General features: G+C 41.0%; 14 protein-coding genes and 2 pseudogenes. 1 reads left to right on the forward strand and 15 read right to left on the reverse strand.

Annotation, left to right across the window (positions count from 1 at the left end; genetic code table 11):
* Positions 1-7: 7 nt before the first annotated feature.
* The 13 genes and pseudogenes from A8806_RS22510 to A8806_RS22570 all read right to left on the reverse strand — a co-directional run.
* Positions 8-220, reverse strand: a complete 213-nt coding sequence (locus tag A8806_RS22510; RefSeq protein WP_035293577.1) for a Maff2 family mobile element protein — start codon at positions 218-220, stop codon at positions 8-10.
* A gap of 155 nt (positions 221-375) precedes the next feature.
* On the reverse strand, positions 376-2166 hold the full coding sequence (locus A8806_RS22515; protein ID WP_109733413.1) for a VirD4-like conjugal transfer protein, CD1115 family: 1791 nt from the start codon (positions 2164-2166) through the stop codon (positions 376-378).
* Entirely contained in the window at positions 2163-2639 is a 477-nt protein-coding gene (locus A8806_RS22520; RefSeq protein WP_109733414.1) for a PcfB family protein, read from the reverse strand. The genes A8806_RS22515 and A8806_RS22520 overlap by 4 nt, the downstream gene beginning before the upstream one ends.
* A 34-nt stretch (positions 2640-2673) precedes the next feature.
* Complete coding sequence (locus A8806_RS22525; protein ID WP_109733415.1) at positions 2674-6624, reverse strand: S-layer homology domain-containing protein; 3951 nt, start codon at positions 6622-6624, stop codon at positions 2674-2676.
* A 104-nt stretch (positions 6625-6728) separates the two neighbouring features.
* Complete coding sequence (locus A8806_RS22530; protein ID WP_109733416.1) at positions 6729-7073, reverse strand: DUF7768 domain-containing protein; 345 nt, start codon at positions 7071-7073, stop codon at positions 6729-6731.
* 66 nt (positions 7074-7139) lie between these two features.
* Positions 7140-8033, reverse strand: a complete 894-nt coding sequence (locus A8806_RS22535; protein ID WP_109733417.1) for a DUF6017 domain-containing protein — start codon at positions 8031-8033, stop codon at positions 7140-7142.
* A gap of 31 nt (positions 8034-8064) precedes the next feature.
* Positions 8065-8988 (reverse strand): ParB/RepB/Spo0J family partition protein, encoded by a 924-nt coding sequence (locus tag A8806_RS22540; RefSeq protein ID WP_109733418.1) that lies wholly within the window; start codon positions 8986-8988, stop codon positions 8065-8067.
* Entirely contained in the window at positions 8945-9766 is an 822-nt protein-coding gene (locus A8806_RS22545; protein ID WP_109733419.1) for a ParA family protein, read from the reverse strand. The genes A8806_RS22540 and A8806_RS22545 overlap by 44 nt, the downstream gene beginning before the upstream one ends.
* Before the next feature lie 80 nt (positions 9767-9846).
* Positions 9847-11604 carry a hypothetical protein gene (locus tag A8806_RS26325; protein ID WP_181368835.1) on the reverse strand — a complete coding sequence of 586 codons (1758 nt, stop codon included), beginning with the start codon at positions 11602-11604 and terminating at the stop codon, positions 9847-9849.
* Complete coding sequence (locus A8806_RS22555) at positions 11597-12034, reverse strand: hypothetical protein (protein WP_109733420.1); 438 nt, start codon at positions 12032-12034, stop codon at positions 11597-11599. Before A8806_RS22555 ends, A8806_RS26325 begins: the two co-directional genes overlap by 8 nt.
* On the reverse strand, positions 12021-13175 hold the full coding sequence (locus tag A8806_RS22560; RefSeq protein WP_109733421.1) for a hypothetical protein: 1155 nt from the start codon (positions 13173-13175) through the stop codon (positions 12021-12023). The genes A8806_RS22555 and A8806_RS22560 overlap by 14 nt, the downstream gene beginning before the upstream one ends.
* 16 nt (positions 13176-13191) lie before the next feature.
* Entirely contained in the window at positions 13192-13425 is a 234-nt protein-coding gene (locus A8806_RS22565; protein ID WP_109733422.1) for a single-stranded DNA-binding protein, read from the reverse strand.
* A 269-nt stretch (positions 13426-13694) separates the two neighbouring features.
* Positions 13695-14048, reverse strand: a pseudogene (locus A8806_RS22570) (hypothetical protein); the annotation flags it as partial.
* On the opposite strand from A8806_RS22570, the pseudogene A8806_RS22575 reads away from it, so the two are divergent.
* A pseudogene (locus A8806_RS22575) lies at positions 14044-14304 on the forward strand (glycoside hydrolase family 2 TIM barrel-domain containing protein); the annotation flags it as partial. The pseudogenes A8806_RS22570 and A8806_RS22575 overlap by 5 nt on opposite strands.
* A 97-nt stretch (positions 14305-14401) precedes the next feature.
* Here the strand turns inward: A8806_RS22575 and A8806_RS22580 are convergent.
* Positions 14402-15109, reverse strand: coding sequence for an SGNH/GDSL hydrolase family protein (locus A8806_RS22580; RefSeq protein ID WP_109733425.1), 708 nt, complete (start codon positions 15107-15109; stop codon positions 14402-14404).
* Positions 15110-15273: 164 nt separating this feature from the next.
* Complete coding sequence (locus A8806_RS22585; protein WP_109733426.1) at positions 15274-17040, reverse strand: ammonium transporter; 1767 nt, start codon at positions 17038-17040, stop codon at positions 15274-15276.
* Between the last annotated feature and the right edge of the window lie 122 nt (positions 17041-17162).

Genomic DNA, 17162 nt, shown 5'->3' on the forward strand with positions numbered 1-17162 from the left:
CTACCCCTTAGAACAATCCGCTAAGAAGCGGCACAAGAGTCATGCCAATCAGTGCTACGCCACCGCCTGCCATGAGTTGTTTCATGCCCTGTGATTTTGCACCAGGGTTGTCATTGCCGTAGCCTTCAAGAAGATTGATAACTCCCCAAATGCCAAGACCTGCTCCAAGTGCGATAACAAGTGTCTGTAAAACGGTTACTGCTTGATTAAAAAATTCCATAGTGTTTATTCTCCTTTTAATTTTATTGTTAAATTTGTTTTTTGGTAATAAAAAAACGCTGTGCTTTAACAGCGTAAAGTACCTACAATTATAGGCAACACCTCCTTTCCTTGTGGTTTGGATATATAAAAAGCACCACCGTAAAACGGCAGTGCTTATTGCCCATCTGTGGGCGGTGGGGTTGTTGTTTCTTCCTCGACACCTACATCAAACACCTCATAAACATCATCGGGCTTGAGCCTTAGTTTGGTGGAGAGAAACTTCTCAATGTCAAAAGAATTTCGCTTATCAAAGTCGGAAAGATACTTGTATTTCGGGTGCTTTGTAATATCGTATTTCTCGCTGAAGAATGGGCGAACACCTCTAAGCTGTAAGATACACTTACCACCGTCCATAACGGCAAGCTCGTCCATTGACATAAGCTCTTTTCCTGATTTTTGATAGTTGATACCATAGCTTCGTTGGCTACCTCGGGTGTCGGAGGTATTAAACATATCAATGGTTTCTTTGCCCATAGTTTCAGTTAAGTCCTTGAGGGTGGTTTTCTCTTTACCTCCTAAGAAAATCATGCTGTCGCAGTTGCCGATTATGGTGTCAGAGTTGTCCTTGTAGAGTGCTTTTAACTGACTTTGTGCCTGCAACACAAGGCAAGCAGAGATTTCACGGCTTCGGATAGTTGCCATGAGCTTCTCAAGGTTTGGTATCTGCCCTATGTTTGCACATTCATCAATCAAGCACCGTACATGAACAGGCAAGCGACCACCGTACACATCATCGGCTTTGTCGCAAAGTAGGTTGAAAAGCTGTGTGTAGCACATGGATACAAGAAAGTTAAATGTTGCATCGGTGTCGCTGATGATGATAAACAATGCCGTTTTCTTATCACCTAAAGTATCAAGCTCCAATTCATCATAGGAGGTCAGCTCTCTGAGCTCCTTAATATCAAAGGGAGCAAGCCTTGCACCACAGGAAATAAGGATTGATTTTGCTGTCTTGCCGGCAGCTAATTTGTACTTCTTATATTGCCGTACCGCAAAGTGCTGTGGGTCTTTTGCTTCAAGCCTGTCAAACATTAAATCCACATTGTTTTTGTATTCTTCATCGTCCTCACGGACTTCACTTGCATTGATGAACTCAATCAGTGTTGTGAAGTTTTGCTCATGCTCGGGGGCTTCATAGTAGATGTAGGCAATAAGGGCGGTGTAAAGCAAGGTTTCCGCTTTCACCCAAAAATCATCTCCGGCTTTACCCTCGCCCTTGGTGTTGGTAATAAGGGTAGTAACGAGTTTCAAAATGTCCTTTTCACTTCTGATATAAGCAAAAGGGTTATAGTGCATGGACTTCTTGAAATTGATGGTGTTTAGGATTTTTACTTTGTAGCCCTCACGAAGTAGCAGCTTGCCACACTCAATGACAATGCTGCCTTTGGGGTCTGTAACCACATAGGAGCTGTGGCACTGCATAAGGTTAGGCTTTAGCCAAAACCTTGTTTTACCGCTACCACTACCGCCCACAATCAGCACATTTTTGTTTCGAGCTGTCTTTGGGTCTTTGGGGCGGTTGTTCATGGTAAGCCGTTCCGTCTGTGTCAGTATCACATTGTTTTGGAAAGCGGGGTCTACATACGGCTCAATATCCTTTGCGTTGCCAAAACGAGCAGAGCCATACTCCACACCTTTGCGGTACTTCTTAGCGTTTTTACTGCGAACATAAATCACCAGTCGGAGCAGTCCTCCGATGGCAAGCCCTATCAGTAAGTCGGTGGGATAAAAGGACGGTAAGGGTACTGCAAGAGCCTTGGAAAAGCCCTCACCTAAGTTCAGTATCTTTTGCCCCATATCAGCACCGCTTGTATATCGCCATGCTTCAGGTAGCTTGGTAAACATCAGCCCCAACAAAAGATAGGGAATGTTAATGATAAGGAGCTTTTTTAGTTTTTTACTCATAGGCTCTGCTCCTTATCTTTGTGCTTAACCTTTTGAATAACGGTGTTTTTTGCAAGCTCGGCAAGTTTTCTAAGCTCTGCCAGTACAGAGGGGCGAGCTGCCTTTTTCACCATATCGGCGGTGTATTCCTTAAAGGCATTTGTTATAGCATCGGCATCTTTGCCTTTGAAGTAGACCACGTATTTCGGTGGTACTTGGTGCTTGTCTTTCATCACAGCAAAGTCAACACCATATTTTTTTGCTACACGCTCAAAGTCTTTGATATTTTGGTCGGTAATCTCAATGCTTGTCATGCCGTGTCCTTGCTTTGCAAGCTGTTTTACAGACTGTTTTCCCTGTGGAATATCGGGGTATTTATCCTTGTCTTTTAAGTAGGCAAGGAGCTTTACAATGGCTTTTTTCAGCTCCCTGCCTGTGAGCTTACTTGCACTTATGGCAAGAGCAACCGTTCTGTGTTCCACATCTTCCTGCATAAAAAATCCCTCCTTTCACGAGATAGTCCCTAGATTATTGGAAGAAATATTCAACAGAATAAGTGATATTGGACTTGTTGTACATACAATCATGATTGGTGTAGTAGTAAAACTCCAAGCGTGAATATGTTCCCGGTGTCAAGGTTTCATTAAATGTAATACCGTTATTGGTTGTACCATAGGCTAACTGCTCCCACTGGTTTGTGTGAATGTTATAGCCCCGTACTCTGCCGTAGTCGTTGCCACTGTGTCCCGAAACTGGCGGTACAGTAAATGTAAACTCACTAATGGTTGCACCGTCAAGTCCATTTTCGTTAATGGTGCTGTCCGGCCCTGTTAAAGTCATGCCACCACCACTTGAGCTGTCCGCCACGAAAAAGACGATTGCTGCCCACGGTGACTCTGCCCCTGCTTCATCAACGGCTTTTACTCTTACCAAGTTTCTGCCTAAGGGATAGGTCTGTGTTTGGGCATCTCTATTTTCCCAAATATAAGTGATTGCATCGCCGTCGGGGTCGGTAGAAGTAGCATTGATGATGATGGCTGTTCCCGGTGCAACACTATTGCCATTTGGAGAACGGGCGATAACAGGGGTGCTTGGAGCTTGGTTGGTAATGGTAAAGGAAACCATTTGCCACTCTGAGTAAGCTCCCGCAATGTCCTTGGCTCTTACACGGACTTGATGTGTACCCACGGAATAATAGTCATTTGTCGTTCTGCCGTCCCATTCCAATGTCGTAGCATCGCCGTCTGCATCGGTGGCTGTGGCATTAAAATCTACACGGAATTTGCCGTCTTGCACTGTCCTTGTTGGAGTGGCTGTGGCTGTTATGGTAGGAGCATGATTGATGATTTCAAAGGTTACGCTTTGCCATTGGGAATATGCTCCTGCAATATCCACTGCCCGTACTCGCATTGTGTAAGTACCAACGGAATAGTAATCGCCCTCCATTCTGCCGTCCCATTCCAATGTTGTGGCATCGCCGTCTGCATCGGTGGCTGTGGCACTAAAATCTACACGGAATTTACCATTTTGCACTGTCCTTGTTGGAGTGGCTGTGGCTGTTACAACAGGAGCATGATTGATAATTTCAAAGGTGATAGTTTCCCACTCTGAATAAGCTCCTGCAATGTCCTTGGCTCTTGCTTTTACGGTATGATTACCAACAGAGTAGTAGTCACCCTCTGTTCTACCATCCCATTCAAGGGTAATTTCGTCACCGTCGGGGTCAATAGCTGTGGCTTCAATTTCCACCAAAAACAAACTGTCCTTCACTGTTCGTGTTGGCTTAATATTGATAATAGGTTTGTTCGGTGCAGTGTTGGTTACAGTAATGCTTTGGCTATGGGTAAATAATCTGCCCTCGCTGTCTATGATGGTTGCAGTTAAAACAAATGTCCCTAAATGCGAAATGGAAATGCTACCACCATCGTTACTGAGGTTGCCATCAAAAACAATAGCCGTATTATCCTCCGTCATTGCCCAGCCCACAGTGTACAAATCTGTATGCACTGCATTTTCCACAGCAACGGTAAATTCAGTACCGTAGTGAATGGTGTGGGGCATGGTAAAGCTGTATTCAACAATAGGCATAACTTGAATAGTTTCGCTGTGGGAAAATCTACGGTCAAGATAGTCTGTCATTGTGCCTGTCAAAACATATTTACCGTGTTCTGTGAAACGCAATTTACCGCCATTTTCATTTAGCTTGCCAGTAGTAACAGTATCAAACGGAACACTTTTGCCGTTCTTGGTGATTGTCCATTCCACTGGTAACACTTGATAATTTCCGTGTGTCCTAATATCAATCACTGTGTCCGTATAAGCAAGCCTTGGAAGGTCAAAGCCAAACATCAAAGCAGGAAATACCTCTATTTTTTCTTTGGACTCAAAGAGGAATACTCGTCCTGTTTTGTCTGTAATTCTTGCGACCAGTTCATACACTCCTGCACGTTTGATGGTAATATCTCCGCCGTTGTTGCCTAGTGTGCCGTCCACATAGGTGTTCCAGTCTTGGTATCCGTTTGTGTTGTCAATCAACCATTCGATTTTCAAGCCCTCTATATTTTCAAGGGTGGTGGTAACGGAAAACTGAGTGTCGGTGTGTACAAATTTGGGTAAGGTATAGGTTACAACAGGGATAGGATACACCACAAAATCCTGTTCATAGCTGTAAGTCCTGCCGCCATCATCGGTAAATGAAACAAAGAGCGTATAACTTCCTGCATTTTTGAATGTTATAGAGCCGCCATTGTTGTTAAGCGTTCCATCAAAAGCCTGCTCCATGCTAATTTCCTTGCCGTCTTTTTTTAGTGTCCACTTAGCCTTGTTACTTCCAATTTCGGTAAATGTGGTATCTACCATAACCAAATTGTCAGTATGGAAGATTTCGGGCAAGTAAAACCCTGCCGAACCCACAGGATACACGGTTATGTCTGCACTGTCCGTATATTTTCGACCTGTTTCATCCACGATGGTTGCCGTTAGCTTATAGACACCTTTTTCTTTGAAACGGATATTCTTTTTGTCTTGCAAAATACCCTCAATATGTTCATTGACCTTTACATCAACACCGTTTCTTATAAGTGACCAATCTACTTTTAAGTTCTCAGCGTTTTTCGTATAAACATCAAGGGCGATGGCTTTGTCCGTGTATGCCTTTTGAGGAAGTGAAACATCAACGGACACTTTGGAATGAATGATAATATCCTCTGAAACGGTAATGAATTTACCCATACCATCTACTACGGTTGCAGCGACGGTGTATTTTCCCTTTGCGTTAAAAAAGACCGTGCCTCCTGTGTTATCAAGCTCACCGTCTATTACTTTGTTTGTATCCACTACTATGCCATCTTTGTAAATCGTCCATTTTACTGCACCATTACCAAGGTTTTTGGTGGTTAACTCAATCTCAACTTCTCTGTCGGTATATGAGGTTTGGGGCATTTTAAACGATACCTCAACAACAGGATAAATGGTAATGGTATCCTTGATGGTTGTGGTTTTGCCTACGCTGTTTGATGCGGTGGCAATCAAGGTATAATCTCCACTTTCTTTTGCTTTAATTGTGCCACCGTTTGACGATAGGCTACCATCAAAAAACTTCTCAAAGGATACTGCAACACCGTCTTTCTCCAGTGTCCATTTAACAGAGCTTACATACCGGCTATTGGGTGAACAGGTCATTGTATCGCCTACATAACTTGCTTGTGGCAGGTCAAAGGAAAAGACAGGGGCGGGGTTGTATGAGCTGCCACCACCGTCCGAACTGCCACCGCCGGAGGGCTTAGGTGGTTGTTCTTCCTTGTCTTGCTTATCCTTATCAGCCTGTGCTTGTTCAATTTTATCCATTGCTTTATTTTTGTTTACAAGCATAGTAAATGCTTCTGCTCTTGTGGCATTGAAAAATGGTCTTAAAGTACCGTCGGGGAAGCCATTAGCGATACCATACTCTTTTGCAGTGCAGATGTATTTAAGCTGTACCTTTGTAAGATTAGCAATGTCGGTAAATCCTGTTTCACATTTGCAGTTTTCGTCATGCAAATCATCACCCAAAGCTCTAACTAACATTCGTATCATTTCATAGCGAGTTATTGGCTCATTTGGGTAAAACTCTGTGCTGTAATCGGTTGGAATAATAACATCTTCAGCTATCAGAGCCTTAATGTCCTTTTCAGCCCAATGGTTTATGATGTCTGTAAACTCAATATCCAGTACATCATTTTGGGTGTGTTTAAATTTCATTGTTCTTGCCACCAGTACAGAAAACTCTGAACGTGTGATGATATTGTCGGGATGTACCAGTCCATCGGGATAGCCTGCTATCACACCGTCTTGGGTAAGGGTATTGATAACATCTTCCGCCCAATGTCCTTGTGCGTCGGCAAACCACTTTTGCACCGCAAATGCAGTTCCCACAAATGTGGTTAACACTAAGGTAGCAATGAGCAAAATTACAATGGGTTTATTTAATTTTGTTTTCACTGAAAATCTCCTTTTTTATTTTATTTCATCTTGCTTGTTTGGTTCATACACACTAAGGCGGTATAACCAACCTATGCAACAAATACTTTTTCATAAGCACTCCCTTACTGTTCTTCGCCCTGTCTCTCAATAGTTAAAATGCCCTCAAGGGTAGTGGCGGTGATATGTAGCCTTTGGGCGATGGCGATGTCATTTTTCACACTTTCATCCACCACATCACCGCACACGACAAGCACTCTGGAACGCCGTAGCATATCCCTTGCCATATCAATTCCGTCCTTGTGTTCCTGTGGTACTTGGTCATTGAGAAACAGAGGAATGTAAAGGGGTGGGCAAATGGGGGTGTAGCCTGCTTCATAGAGCTTTCTGCAATACTTAGCCGCTGTTTCGGTCACTTCAAATTCGTTGTTGCTCCATGCGGCGGTGATGTATGCCATTGGTTTTCTCATATTCAAAATCTCCTTTCGTTTTTTTTACATAGAAAAAGGCACTCTGCAAATCTCTTTACAAAGTGCCTAACGGGTTGGACTGTATAAATCGTGGTTGACTAAAGCCGCATAGTAGCTGTCTATGGTGGAGGGAGCATTAAAGAGGGTAGCAAGCAAATACCGTTTGATGTTTCGCACATAGGTGGTGTTTTTGTCTAAGCAGTCAAACACATACTCGATATGGGACGAAGTGATTTTCAGCATCTTGTCTTTCACAAGTCTTGCAGGATAATCCTCTCCGGCAATGTTGATAGTGTCCTTGGTGGAACACAGGGTTTCGATGATGATGTCGGCTACATCGTCCAAACGCTCACGCATACCGATTTTACCGTACTGCTTAAAATGCTCGTACTCAATATTCTCATAGACCGTTTGCTTTATTTCTTCATAGCCATCGTATCCAATCCCATCATATCCTGTGTTTTTCGGTTGTCCATAAGGATAAGATTGATAAGGATTTGATGTTTCTGTATTTAATAAATCTTTTTTTGATTTATCAATAGTTTGTAGATAAGTATTTAATTGGTGGGGTTCTTCCTGTATAGGGTCAGCCTGTGTTGGACTTTCCCATATAGGTTTTTCCTGTGCAGGCTTGCCCTCGGCAGGGGGAGTGTCACTGTCCATAGCCTTTGGGTACTCACGGATTGTATATTCTGTGTTGGCGAGCTGTCCTTTTTCATTTCTGACACGCTGACGGCTCATATATCCTGTGGTTTCCAGTTCCTTAATCGCACCGTTAATGCTGTCAATACCGTCCTTGCAGATGTAGGCAAGACCTTTTACCGTGTAATCCCAATCCTCGGGGAGTGACAGCATAAGGGATAGCAAACCCTTTGCCTTGAGCGACAGGGCTTTATTGCGTAAATGGTGGTTTGCCATGACGGTGTAATCCTTTGTTTTTTCTATTCGACACACAGCCATTTTCTCACTTCCTTTCTGTGCGGCTTATGCCTTATCGCTCCTGCTGTTGGGTACGCTTTTTATGCCATGTTTCCAGTAATTTCAGTATGGTTTCCTCCATTTTCTGCGGTGTATAGGATTTAGGGAAATACTTTCTCAGCTTATCGCTCGAAAGCGTTACCTTGTCGAGTTCACCTTTCTTTTCCTCGCTCATAATGGCGCACATAGCTTCAAGGGTGCATTTTCCCTCGGCACTAAACTTTTTAAGCCGCTGTGCCTGTGAAAGAGAGGGGGTTGCCTGTTCCATATCCATTGCTTCGAGTAAATTGGTTTGTTCCTCGGGATTTAGATAGGACAGCTCCACAGCAGGGTTAAAGGCGATTTTCTTATCGTCTACCATATCAAGAAGCTCGGGGATAAGCTCGGTAAGGCGAATATATCGGCGTACTTGGTCTTTGCTGACACCTGCACTTTCGCCAACTTTCTCAACTGATAACTTCTGTGCAACTTGCGTAGAAGTTAAATCTGACCTCGCACCTTGCCGCTTAATAGCATCTAATTTCAGCTTAAAGGCAAAGGCTCGCTCACTTGGCAGGATATTTTCTCTCTGCAAATTGCTGTCCACCATGATGATAGTGGCGGCATCATCGTCAAGATTACGGACAATGACAGGTATTGTTTCAAGTCCTGCCAGTTCGCTTGCCCTGTGCCTGCGGTGTCCTGCTACAAGCTCATAGCCGCCCTCGTCATGAGGACGGGCGATTGCAGGAACAAGCACACCATATTCCTTGATACTTTCGGCGGTGTCTGCCATTGCTTCATCGTCTTTTACCTTAAATGGATGGTCTTTGAATGGGAACAGCTCTGTCAAGGCTATCTCCATGACCTTTTCTCTGCCTGCATCGGCTCGGCTTTCCTCGGTGGAAAACAAATCATCTACCGATGTCAGATTTATGTTTTTGGCGGAGCTTTTCAATCTTCAACACCTCCTTTGTCAGTTCTCGGTAGCTTTCGGCAACCTTGCCTTTGGGGTCATGGGCGAAAATACTCTTGCCCTCGGCACTAATCTCGGCGGCTCGTACTGAATGGGGAATGTCAGTAGCAAATATCTTCATACTCCCTCCATAGGTTTCTCTTAGCAGGGTGCAGATGTCCTTTGCAAAATTGGTGCGGCTGTCCACCATTGTCATCAGAATACCGTCTATTTTCAGTTTTGGATTGATTTGTCTGCGTACTTTGCCGATGGTCTGCAAAAGTTGTTCTAATCCTTTGGCGGGCAGATACTGTGCCTGTACAGGAAAAATTACGCTGTCTGCGGCAGCAAGGGCATTGACCGTCAGCATACCGAGAGAGGGCATACAGTCCATAAGTACATAGTCATATTGTTTTTTCACGGTGTAAATGTACTGATTTAAGATACTTTCTCGGCTCATGGCGTTAACGAGAGATACCTCCATGCCGGATAACTCAATGTTAGCAGGGAGCAAATCTACTCCCTCGTGGTGGTGCAAAATGCCCTCGTTCTGCTCAATGGGGGTATCGGTCAGCACCTTGCTCATTATGGTGGCAAGGGTGACAGGGAGATTGTCTGGTTGCTGATTGCCCAAACTGATAGACAACGAGCCTTGCGGGTCAGCATCTATCAAAAGGACTTTCTTTCCCTCCTGTGCAAGTCTGACACCTAAGTTCGCACAGGTGGTTGTTTTGCCCACGCCGCCTTTTTGGTTGGCGATGGCTATTGTTTTTGCGTTCAATTTTGTTCCTCCTTTCGGTTTTTGGGGTATAAAAAAACCGCTTACCTTTATTGGTAAACGGTTTGATTAGTGTTTTATTATTAATCTTCTGTATTTGTTGGAAAGTAGAAGGGGTTAAATCCAGTCTTTTCATCAGTAACTAAATCTTCCACATGATCTGGATTTATGTTTAATTTCTCATTATCTTCGTCATCAAAGATAAATGTCTGCATATTTTCTTTTCCAATTAGTTTATATGCCTCATCAAGAACAAGTCCAATAGCCTTTGAATTTTTTTCATCAAATGGTTTTGAAATATGATCTATAACTAGAATTGGTACTAAGGGATATTTTCCATTGCTGAGCATTAAATTCATAAACGAAAGATATCCACATAATTGAATTAACGTGTGTCTCGCCATACTACCAATATAAAAATTGACTTTTTTGTTTGAATTAATGTTCTCGGTATCATCGGATAGTACCATTGGTTGAAGTATGTTACCTTTTTTAAGATACTTAATTTCAAATCCTGTTTGATGTATATCGTCGGACACCACTGTTGAGATGTCTTTTGCAGCGCAATATAGGTCAGTGACGAATCGGGACATCTCATTAATTTTCTTCATATCATCAGAATTTTGAAGAACCTTAATTTCCTCTTTTATTTCCTTAATTCTTCTTCGGAGATTATTTAAGTCCTCCTCGTTATTTGTAATTACCACCGATAAATAGTCTTCTATAAGTGCAATAGATTTTACCTTTTGTTCAACTGTGTAACATTTGAATTTCGAATCATTTCTTCTGATTTCAATTTTAATCTGTTCAAGTTGCTTTCTTAATTCCTTAACTGTGTTATCAGTAATGATATAATTACTGAAAAATATGGTGCTGTCGATATCTTCAATTAATTTTTGCATTGGGGATATTAAGTAGTCAAATTCAGTATTATCGGACACGAGTTCTTGCAGTTTGGATAACAGTTTTTTTCTACTATTACTGTCTTTTTCAAATTGCTTTGCATCAGAAATACTGTTTTCGTGCACTTTAATTTGTTCAGAAATATTATTATACATAACTTCAAGGTCAGCAATATTTCGTTTGTCTCCTTTGTTATCAGGATGCTGCATTTCTCTTACAGAGTTGATAAATCTTTTTATGTCCTCGGCATTTCTACCAGTATAAGTAATACTACCCCCAAGCTTTAACAAATTTGAATTAACCTGATTGATAATAAAATCATAACGCTGACGACTTACTTCCAATTCTTTTAGCTGAGAACTTAATTCATTCAATTCTTGTTGTAGGGCAAAAATTTTATCTAAGTGATTATTAAAAATAAAATTCAAAATAGGATTAAGCTTCACAGAATATTTGATATCGCTGCACTTGTCTAAAAAATCTTGTATTTTCCCTTGAACGTTTTCACCGAAAAAATTAAACATTGTAAAAGTTCTATAAGTTAAATCCTCATTGGTAAAATTTCTTATTTCTTTTAATAGACTTTCATCTTGACAAAACATTGAATTAAGTTTGTCTTTATATGTTCTCAAGTCAATTGATTCACTAATATCCTCATTGACATATGAGAAATAATTTTGATTTGGATTCATGGTTCTTGTTAATAAAAACCCAATACCATTATACTCGAGTTCCATAGTTGCCTTATGCAATGAATCTTTATACCAACGCTTTTTTGAAATATCTAATGAAGAACCAAACATAAAATCAATTAAAAAATAAAACTCAGTTTTCCCAGAATCGTTTTTCCCTTTAAAATAATTTATTCCTTCAGAAAACTGATATGTGAATTGCTCCTCTTGGATACTAAACAAAGTAAGTTGTCTTATTTTAAACATTGTAAGTCACCTCCTTCATAAACTGTTTATCAGTCATTGTTTTACTCTCTCTGATCACTTTGTTCAAAAAGTTGCTTTCAACAAATGTTGTATCGCTCTGAATGTTTGTTTCAGAAAGAGTTATCATATCATTTTCTAAAGTAATTACATTTTGTGTTACTAACAAATGGATAGCCTTAAAAATATAAATTAAACTATCGCAATATCTGTCAAAATCACCGGATAAAAGAGAAATACCCTTATAGATTACATCTTGCGTATTTTTTGCTGTATATATATTTCCCCCTAAAAACTTATTTTGTTTTACAATATATGTAAACGTAACTAATTTGCAAACACTCAACTGATTATGGTTTTTTAACAATTGACATATTATGCTGCTGAAAATACTTAACTGAAGTACTTCGGTTTGTTCTCTAATGCTTTTCATTTTCCTCATCCTCCCAAGAAATTTGTTTTTCATCAATATCATCTTTAGTTAGATAAATGGCAGATCCAAATTTAATCTGCTCGTTATCAGCATTAGAATTACTTTTATCTTTTGTTGTACTTAGGCGATTGTAAGGGGTGTCTTTGCTCTGGTTTTGTAAATCTAATTTAGCATCCTCAAAGTTTTCAAAAGTTGTTTCTAAAATATCTTCAACTTTTTTCATTCTGTTATTTTCCAGATACTTTATTGCTGTTGCATGGTAGTACAAGCCATAAGATAAATGTCTTTTAATAACAGGCTCTGATAAGTTACAAGCTTTTAATTGAACAAATTCCCTTGAAGTTGAGATTCTGCTTTCATCTAAGTCAATTGGATTGATTTTTTTGAAGTCAGCATATGATGGAGCGGTCAATTCGGCTGTAAAGCAATTGGATATTTCTTCTACAAGCGCTATGAAATGTTCAAAATTCATTTTGTAAGGTATCTTTTTGTTAATGGCACCTAAAATTTCATAGGTTACGTGTTGTAAAAACCCCTCTAGTCTTTGATAAAATACAATTGGGTTTGCCGATTTTCTAAAATGTATAGAAGCAGCCTGCTGAATTGATAGGTCTATATCCTCAATATTTTTAAATTGGTATTTTGTTTGTATAGATTGATAAGCGGCTTCAAAATCATCAAAACGTCCCTTATAGGCATTTTTCACTTTAGAAATAATTGCATCAGATCGACTTTTAGATGCTGATATTTCTTCAAAGAGAAGATTAGCATCTTTTTTAAATATTGCTTCAGAATTCTGGTAGATTTTATCTGTGAATAGCACATATTGATTAATTGCGTGCTCTGAATTTTCAAGTAATAGCCAATTGAGTATTATTTTTTGTGCAGTAGAATCATCTACAGTCGTATGCTTAACCTGTATTGCTAAATTGGTAGTTTGAGCAATTGACTTGCACATAAAATTTGAGTTGAATTTATCAATCTGATCCGGCTTAATAGACTTTAAATTAACATCTTCGATAGTTTCAAACTCTAATGACATATTTTCATGCAAATCAAAAGCATATAATGCAAAGGCTTTGATTTGATATGCAAATCCAGCTAAACTATTTATTCCACTTGAATCCATTTGATAATTCATTATAAGCACCTCTCTTTCATAAGATTTTATATTTTTGCTGCCCTGAAGTAGTTTTTTCAATTATTGCTACTTTGGTATCAGCATTTTTTATATAATTTAGAAAAAGAGTTCCTAAAAGAAGTCTATCACTGCGAGATATACGATTCCACTCATAACCTTTAAAAAGGTCACGAACTAAAAATACCTCTCCCGGTTTTAAATTGATTATTTCGTTTTTAGCTTCTTCTAAAAGTTGATTTGCAGTAGACATGATATACCTCCTATCAAATAACAATATAAACAATGTTGTTATTATTGTATATCTTTTCCACCTTGAATTCAACACATTAATGTAATTTTTAATAAAATATGCATATAAGTTTATCTTTAATTATCAATTATGACAAAATGCAATTAGCTAAAGCAAGTATCATCTGACAAATATAAAGAGGATTATGCATTTTGCGCATCCTTAATTGAAAAGAAAACTGAATAAAAATTGCCCCTTATAAAAATAAGAAGCAATTTTCATATCCATATTTAGTTTTGTATTACTTCAAAATGAGATAGTGCATCTTTGATAGCATCTACTTGAATAGGAGTGGGGTGCTTTCTTGGATTTTTTAATGTTTCAACTGCATTAGGGGCATCGTACATAGGCAGACCTAAATCTCGCTTGACCTCGGCAATATATGCTGTGTGTACTTTAAAGCTGTATTTTTCAAGGATATATTCTTTTATCAGCTTGTAAGTAATTCTCTGTTTTGGCTTGTATGCCTCTGCTTTTTTTACTATACTATTAAGAGGAATCATACCAACGCTGTTTCCAAAGTCCACAGATACGTTGATATAGCTGTCTGGAGCTTTGTGGGTCTTTGGTAATACCGTTGACACGGTTGCAGGGCTGCACCATGCAACTGCAAATATGTTTACGGAAGAATATCAGGTAGAATATTATCAGATGATGAATGGGGTGCTGGACGCCTATGATTTTGTGGTAGGAGAACAGGCATGGAACTTTGCAGACTTTGCAACTATTCAGGGAACACTGCGTGTAGACGGCAATAAGAAAGGTATGTTTACAAGGGACAGAAGACCGAAGCTGGCGGCACATTATTTTAAGCAGCGGTGGGGGCAGATGTTAGATTAAACCGTTATATATAAAACGTTATGTACATTAGTATGGGAGGGCAGCAGGTAAGCCGGTTTACCTGCTGCCTCTTTGTACTGACATAAATTGTAAGGTATTATACCATCTGAAATGCCGACAGCCTCTCTGCCGCAAATGATTGAAACACCCCTGTAATAATCTGCTGTCCTTTTGAATTAGGATGGGTACCGTCTTCGCAGATCAGATCGGATACTGTACCATGTCTGAGAAATGCGGACCGGATATCAATCAGCGGCACATGTTCGCTTGCAGCCAGGGCTTCTACGGCAGAAGAGTATGTGGCCTGATGGTCCGAGATATGGCCAATTGAGCCGAGCCATTTCATAACATTTTTCTTATTAAGGTTCTGGCACCACCAGTTGAAGAACCGCTGGGGGTCAAGCGGAGGCAGTGTGGTCAGTATTGGCAGAATGCCTCTGCTTTTTAATGTTTGGATTAAGCAGGTATACTCTTCGATGAACTGCTTTAAAGGCGTATTGGGAGAAAAATCTCCTTCCGGGTTCTCTGCAATTTCCGCCCATTTATAATCACAGTCGTTTCCGCCAAAATCCATGACAACGGCGTCACAATCCAGACCGGTATCCAGTTTTTTCAGAAGGATTCGCGCACCTTTGGTGACAGTACATCCAAAACGTGAGTCATTTTTTATGGACAGAGCGTATTCGCGGCTTAACATATCGAAATCGATGTCATTCTTCGTCTGATATTTCTTATTGACCGGATTGACCTGAATTCCTTTTAAGATAGAATCTCCAAGTACTTCTATATTTTTTATACTTTTCATAAATATTACCTTCCTTTAACACAACATGTAGTTTTGATAACTACATTATATAATTTCAAAAACCTCTCGTCAAGGGCGTGAGTTAAAAAAATAAAAAAATGCCGGAAACAAAAGTCATCCAATTCCAGGAATTGTATGTTCTTTTGTTTCCGGCACCCTAAACTTTATTCTTCGTCAGAAGTATCCTGCAGTGCGAGGTATCCCTGCTCGCCTGTACGGATTTTTACAACATTTTCTATATCATAGATAAAGACTTTTCCGTCTCCGATCTGTCCGGTATGGAGCACCGACTTCGCAGTATCGATGACTTTCTGGACTGGTACGAGGCTGACTACAATCTCGATCTTGACCTTCGGAAGCAGATTCATATCCATTTCGACTCCACGGTAATAAGCAGTAGAGCCTTTCTGTACGCCACAGCCAAGAACATTGGTGATGGTGATTCCTGTCACTCCGATTTCATTCATGGCCTGCATGAAGTCTTCCAGTTTGTTGCGGCGTGTAATGATGACCACCTTTGTCAGCTTGTTTGTAATACTTCCATTCTTTCCTACAGCGCTGTCAGCCATGCTGCGTGCAGCTTCAGCGGGAGCCTGTGCGGCTGATGCGGATGAAGCAGAATGGGCTGTTTTGGAAGCAGTCCCCATAACATTAGGAACCGGATTCATAACATCCTGAGTAACAAAGTCTGCATAGCTGCTTGTAAGACCGTGTTCCCTGATATCCAGACCCGCAATCTCTTCCTCGGCGGATACACGAAGCCCCATTGTATGTTTAATAATCTCGAATACAATGATCATCGTTACGGCAACCCATGCAGCCGTTGCAATAAACCCGGTGAACTGAACTCCAAGCTGTGTGAATCCACCGCCTGTAAAGAGTCCCTTTCCTTCGGTGCCGCTTCCGTCTGAAAACAGCCCTACGCAGAGGGTACCAAGTGCACCGCACATTCCGTGTACGCCTACGGCACCTACAGGATCATCAATGCGGCATACTTTGTCGATAAATTCAATACCAAAGACTACTACAAGACCTGCCAGAATACCTATAATAGCGGCAGAAACGGGTGATACAGTATCGCATCCGGCGGTAATGGCTACAAGACCTGCCAGAGAACCGTTGAGGGACATAGATACATCTGGTTTTTTGTAAAGAATCCATGTAAGGATCATAACCGTGACAGTAGCTACTGCTGCGGCCAGATTAGTCGTCACGAAGATTTTGGAGGCGGAGACGATTGCATCTCCTTCCATAGAAACAGTTGAGGCACCATTGAAACCAAACCACGCAAACCAGAGAATGAAGACACCGAGTGCGCCAATGGTCAGGTTGTGGCCCGGGATTGCTTTCGACTTCCCGCTCTTTGAATATTTTCCGATACGGGGGCCAAGGATCTTTGCACCGACGAGTGCTGCGACACCGCCTACCATGTGGACGGCGCAGGAACCCGCAAAATCATGGAATCCCATTTCAGCAAGCCAGCCGCCGCCCCAGATCCAGTGTCCGGATACAGGATATACAACAAGGCTGATGATCAGACTGTATATACAGTATGCCGAAAATTTGGTTCTCTCGGCCATAGCCCCGGACACGATGGTTGCCGCGGTTGCACAGAAAACAGTCTGGAAAATCAAAAAGGCATAGAAAGGCACGCCGTCAGGAAGCATTCCTGCCCCATAATTTGATTCGGAAGCAATACCGGATATAGACCCGATGATTCCATTGCCTGTTCCGAACATCAGGCCAAAACCTACAAGCCAGAAGGCTGGTGTGCCGATTGAAAAATCCATCAGGTTTTTCATGATAATATTACCCGCATTCTTTGCCCGGGTGAACCCTGTTTCGACCATTGCAAAACCGGCCTGCATAAAGAAGACGAGGGCGGCGCCAAGGAGCACCCAGATTGTGTTGACAGATGAAAAAGCATTCATAGTTAATTCTCCCTTCCTTTACTACTGTTATTTCACATTTCTCTGTGCAGATACCAGAAAATCTGGTAATAAAAAGAGTGCGTATTCCCGAAAATAGAATTACGCACCCTTGCATAAAAAAT

The sequence above is a fragment of the Faecalicatena orotica genome, from assembly GCF_003149245.1.
Lineage (GTDB): Bacteria > Bacillota > Clostridia > Lachnospirales > Lachnospiraceae > Faecalicatena_A > Faecalicatena_A orotica.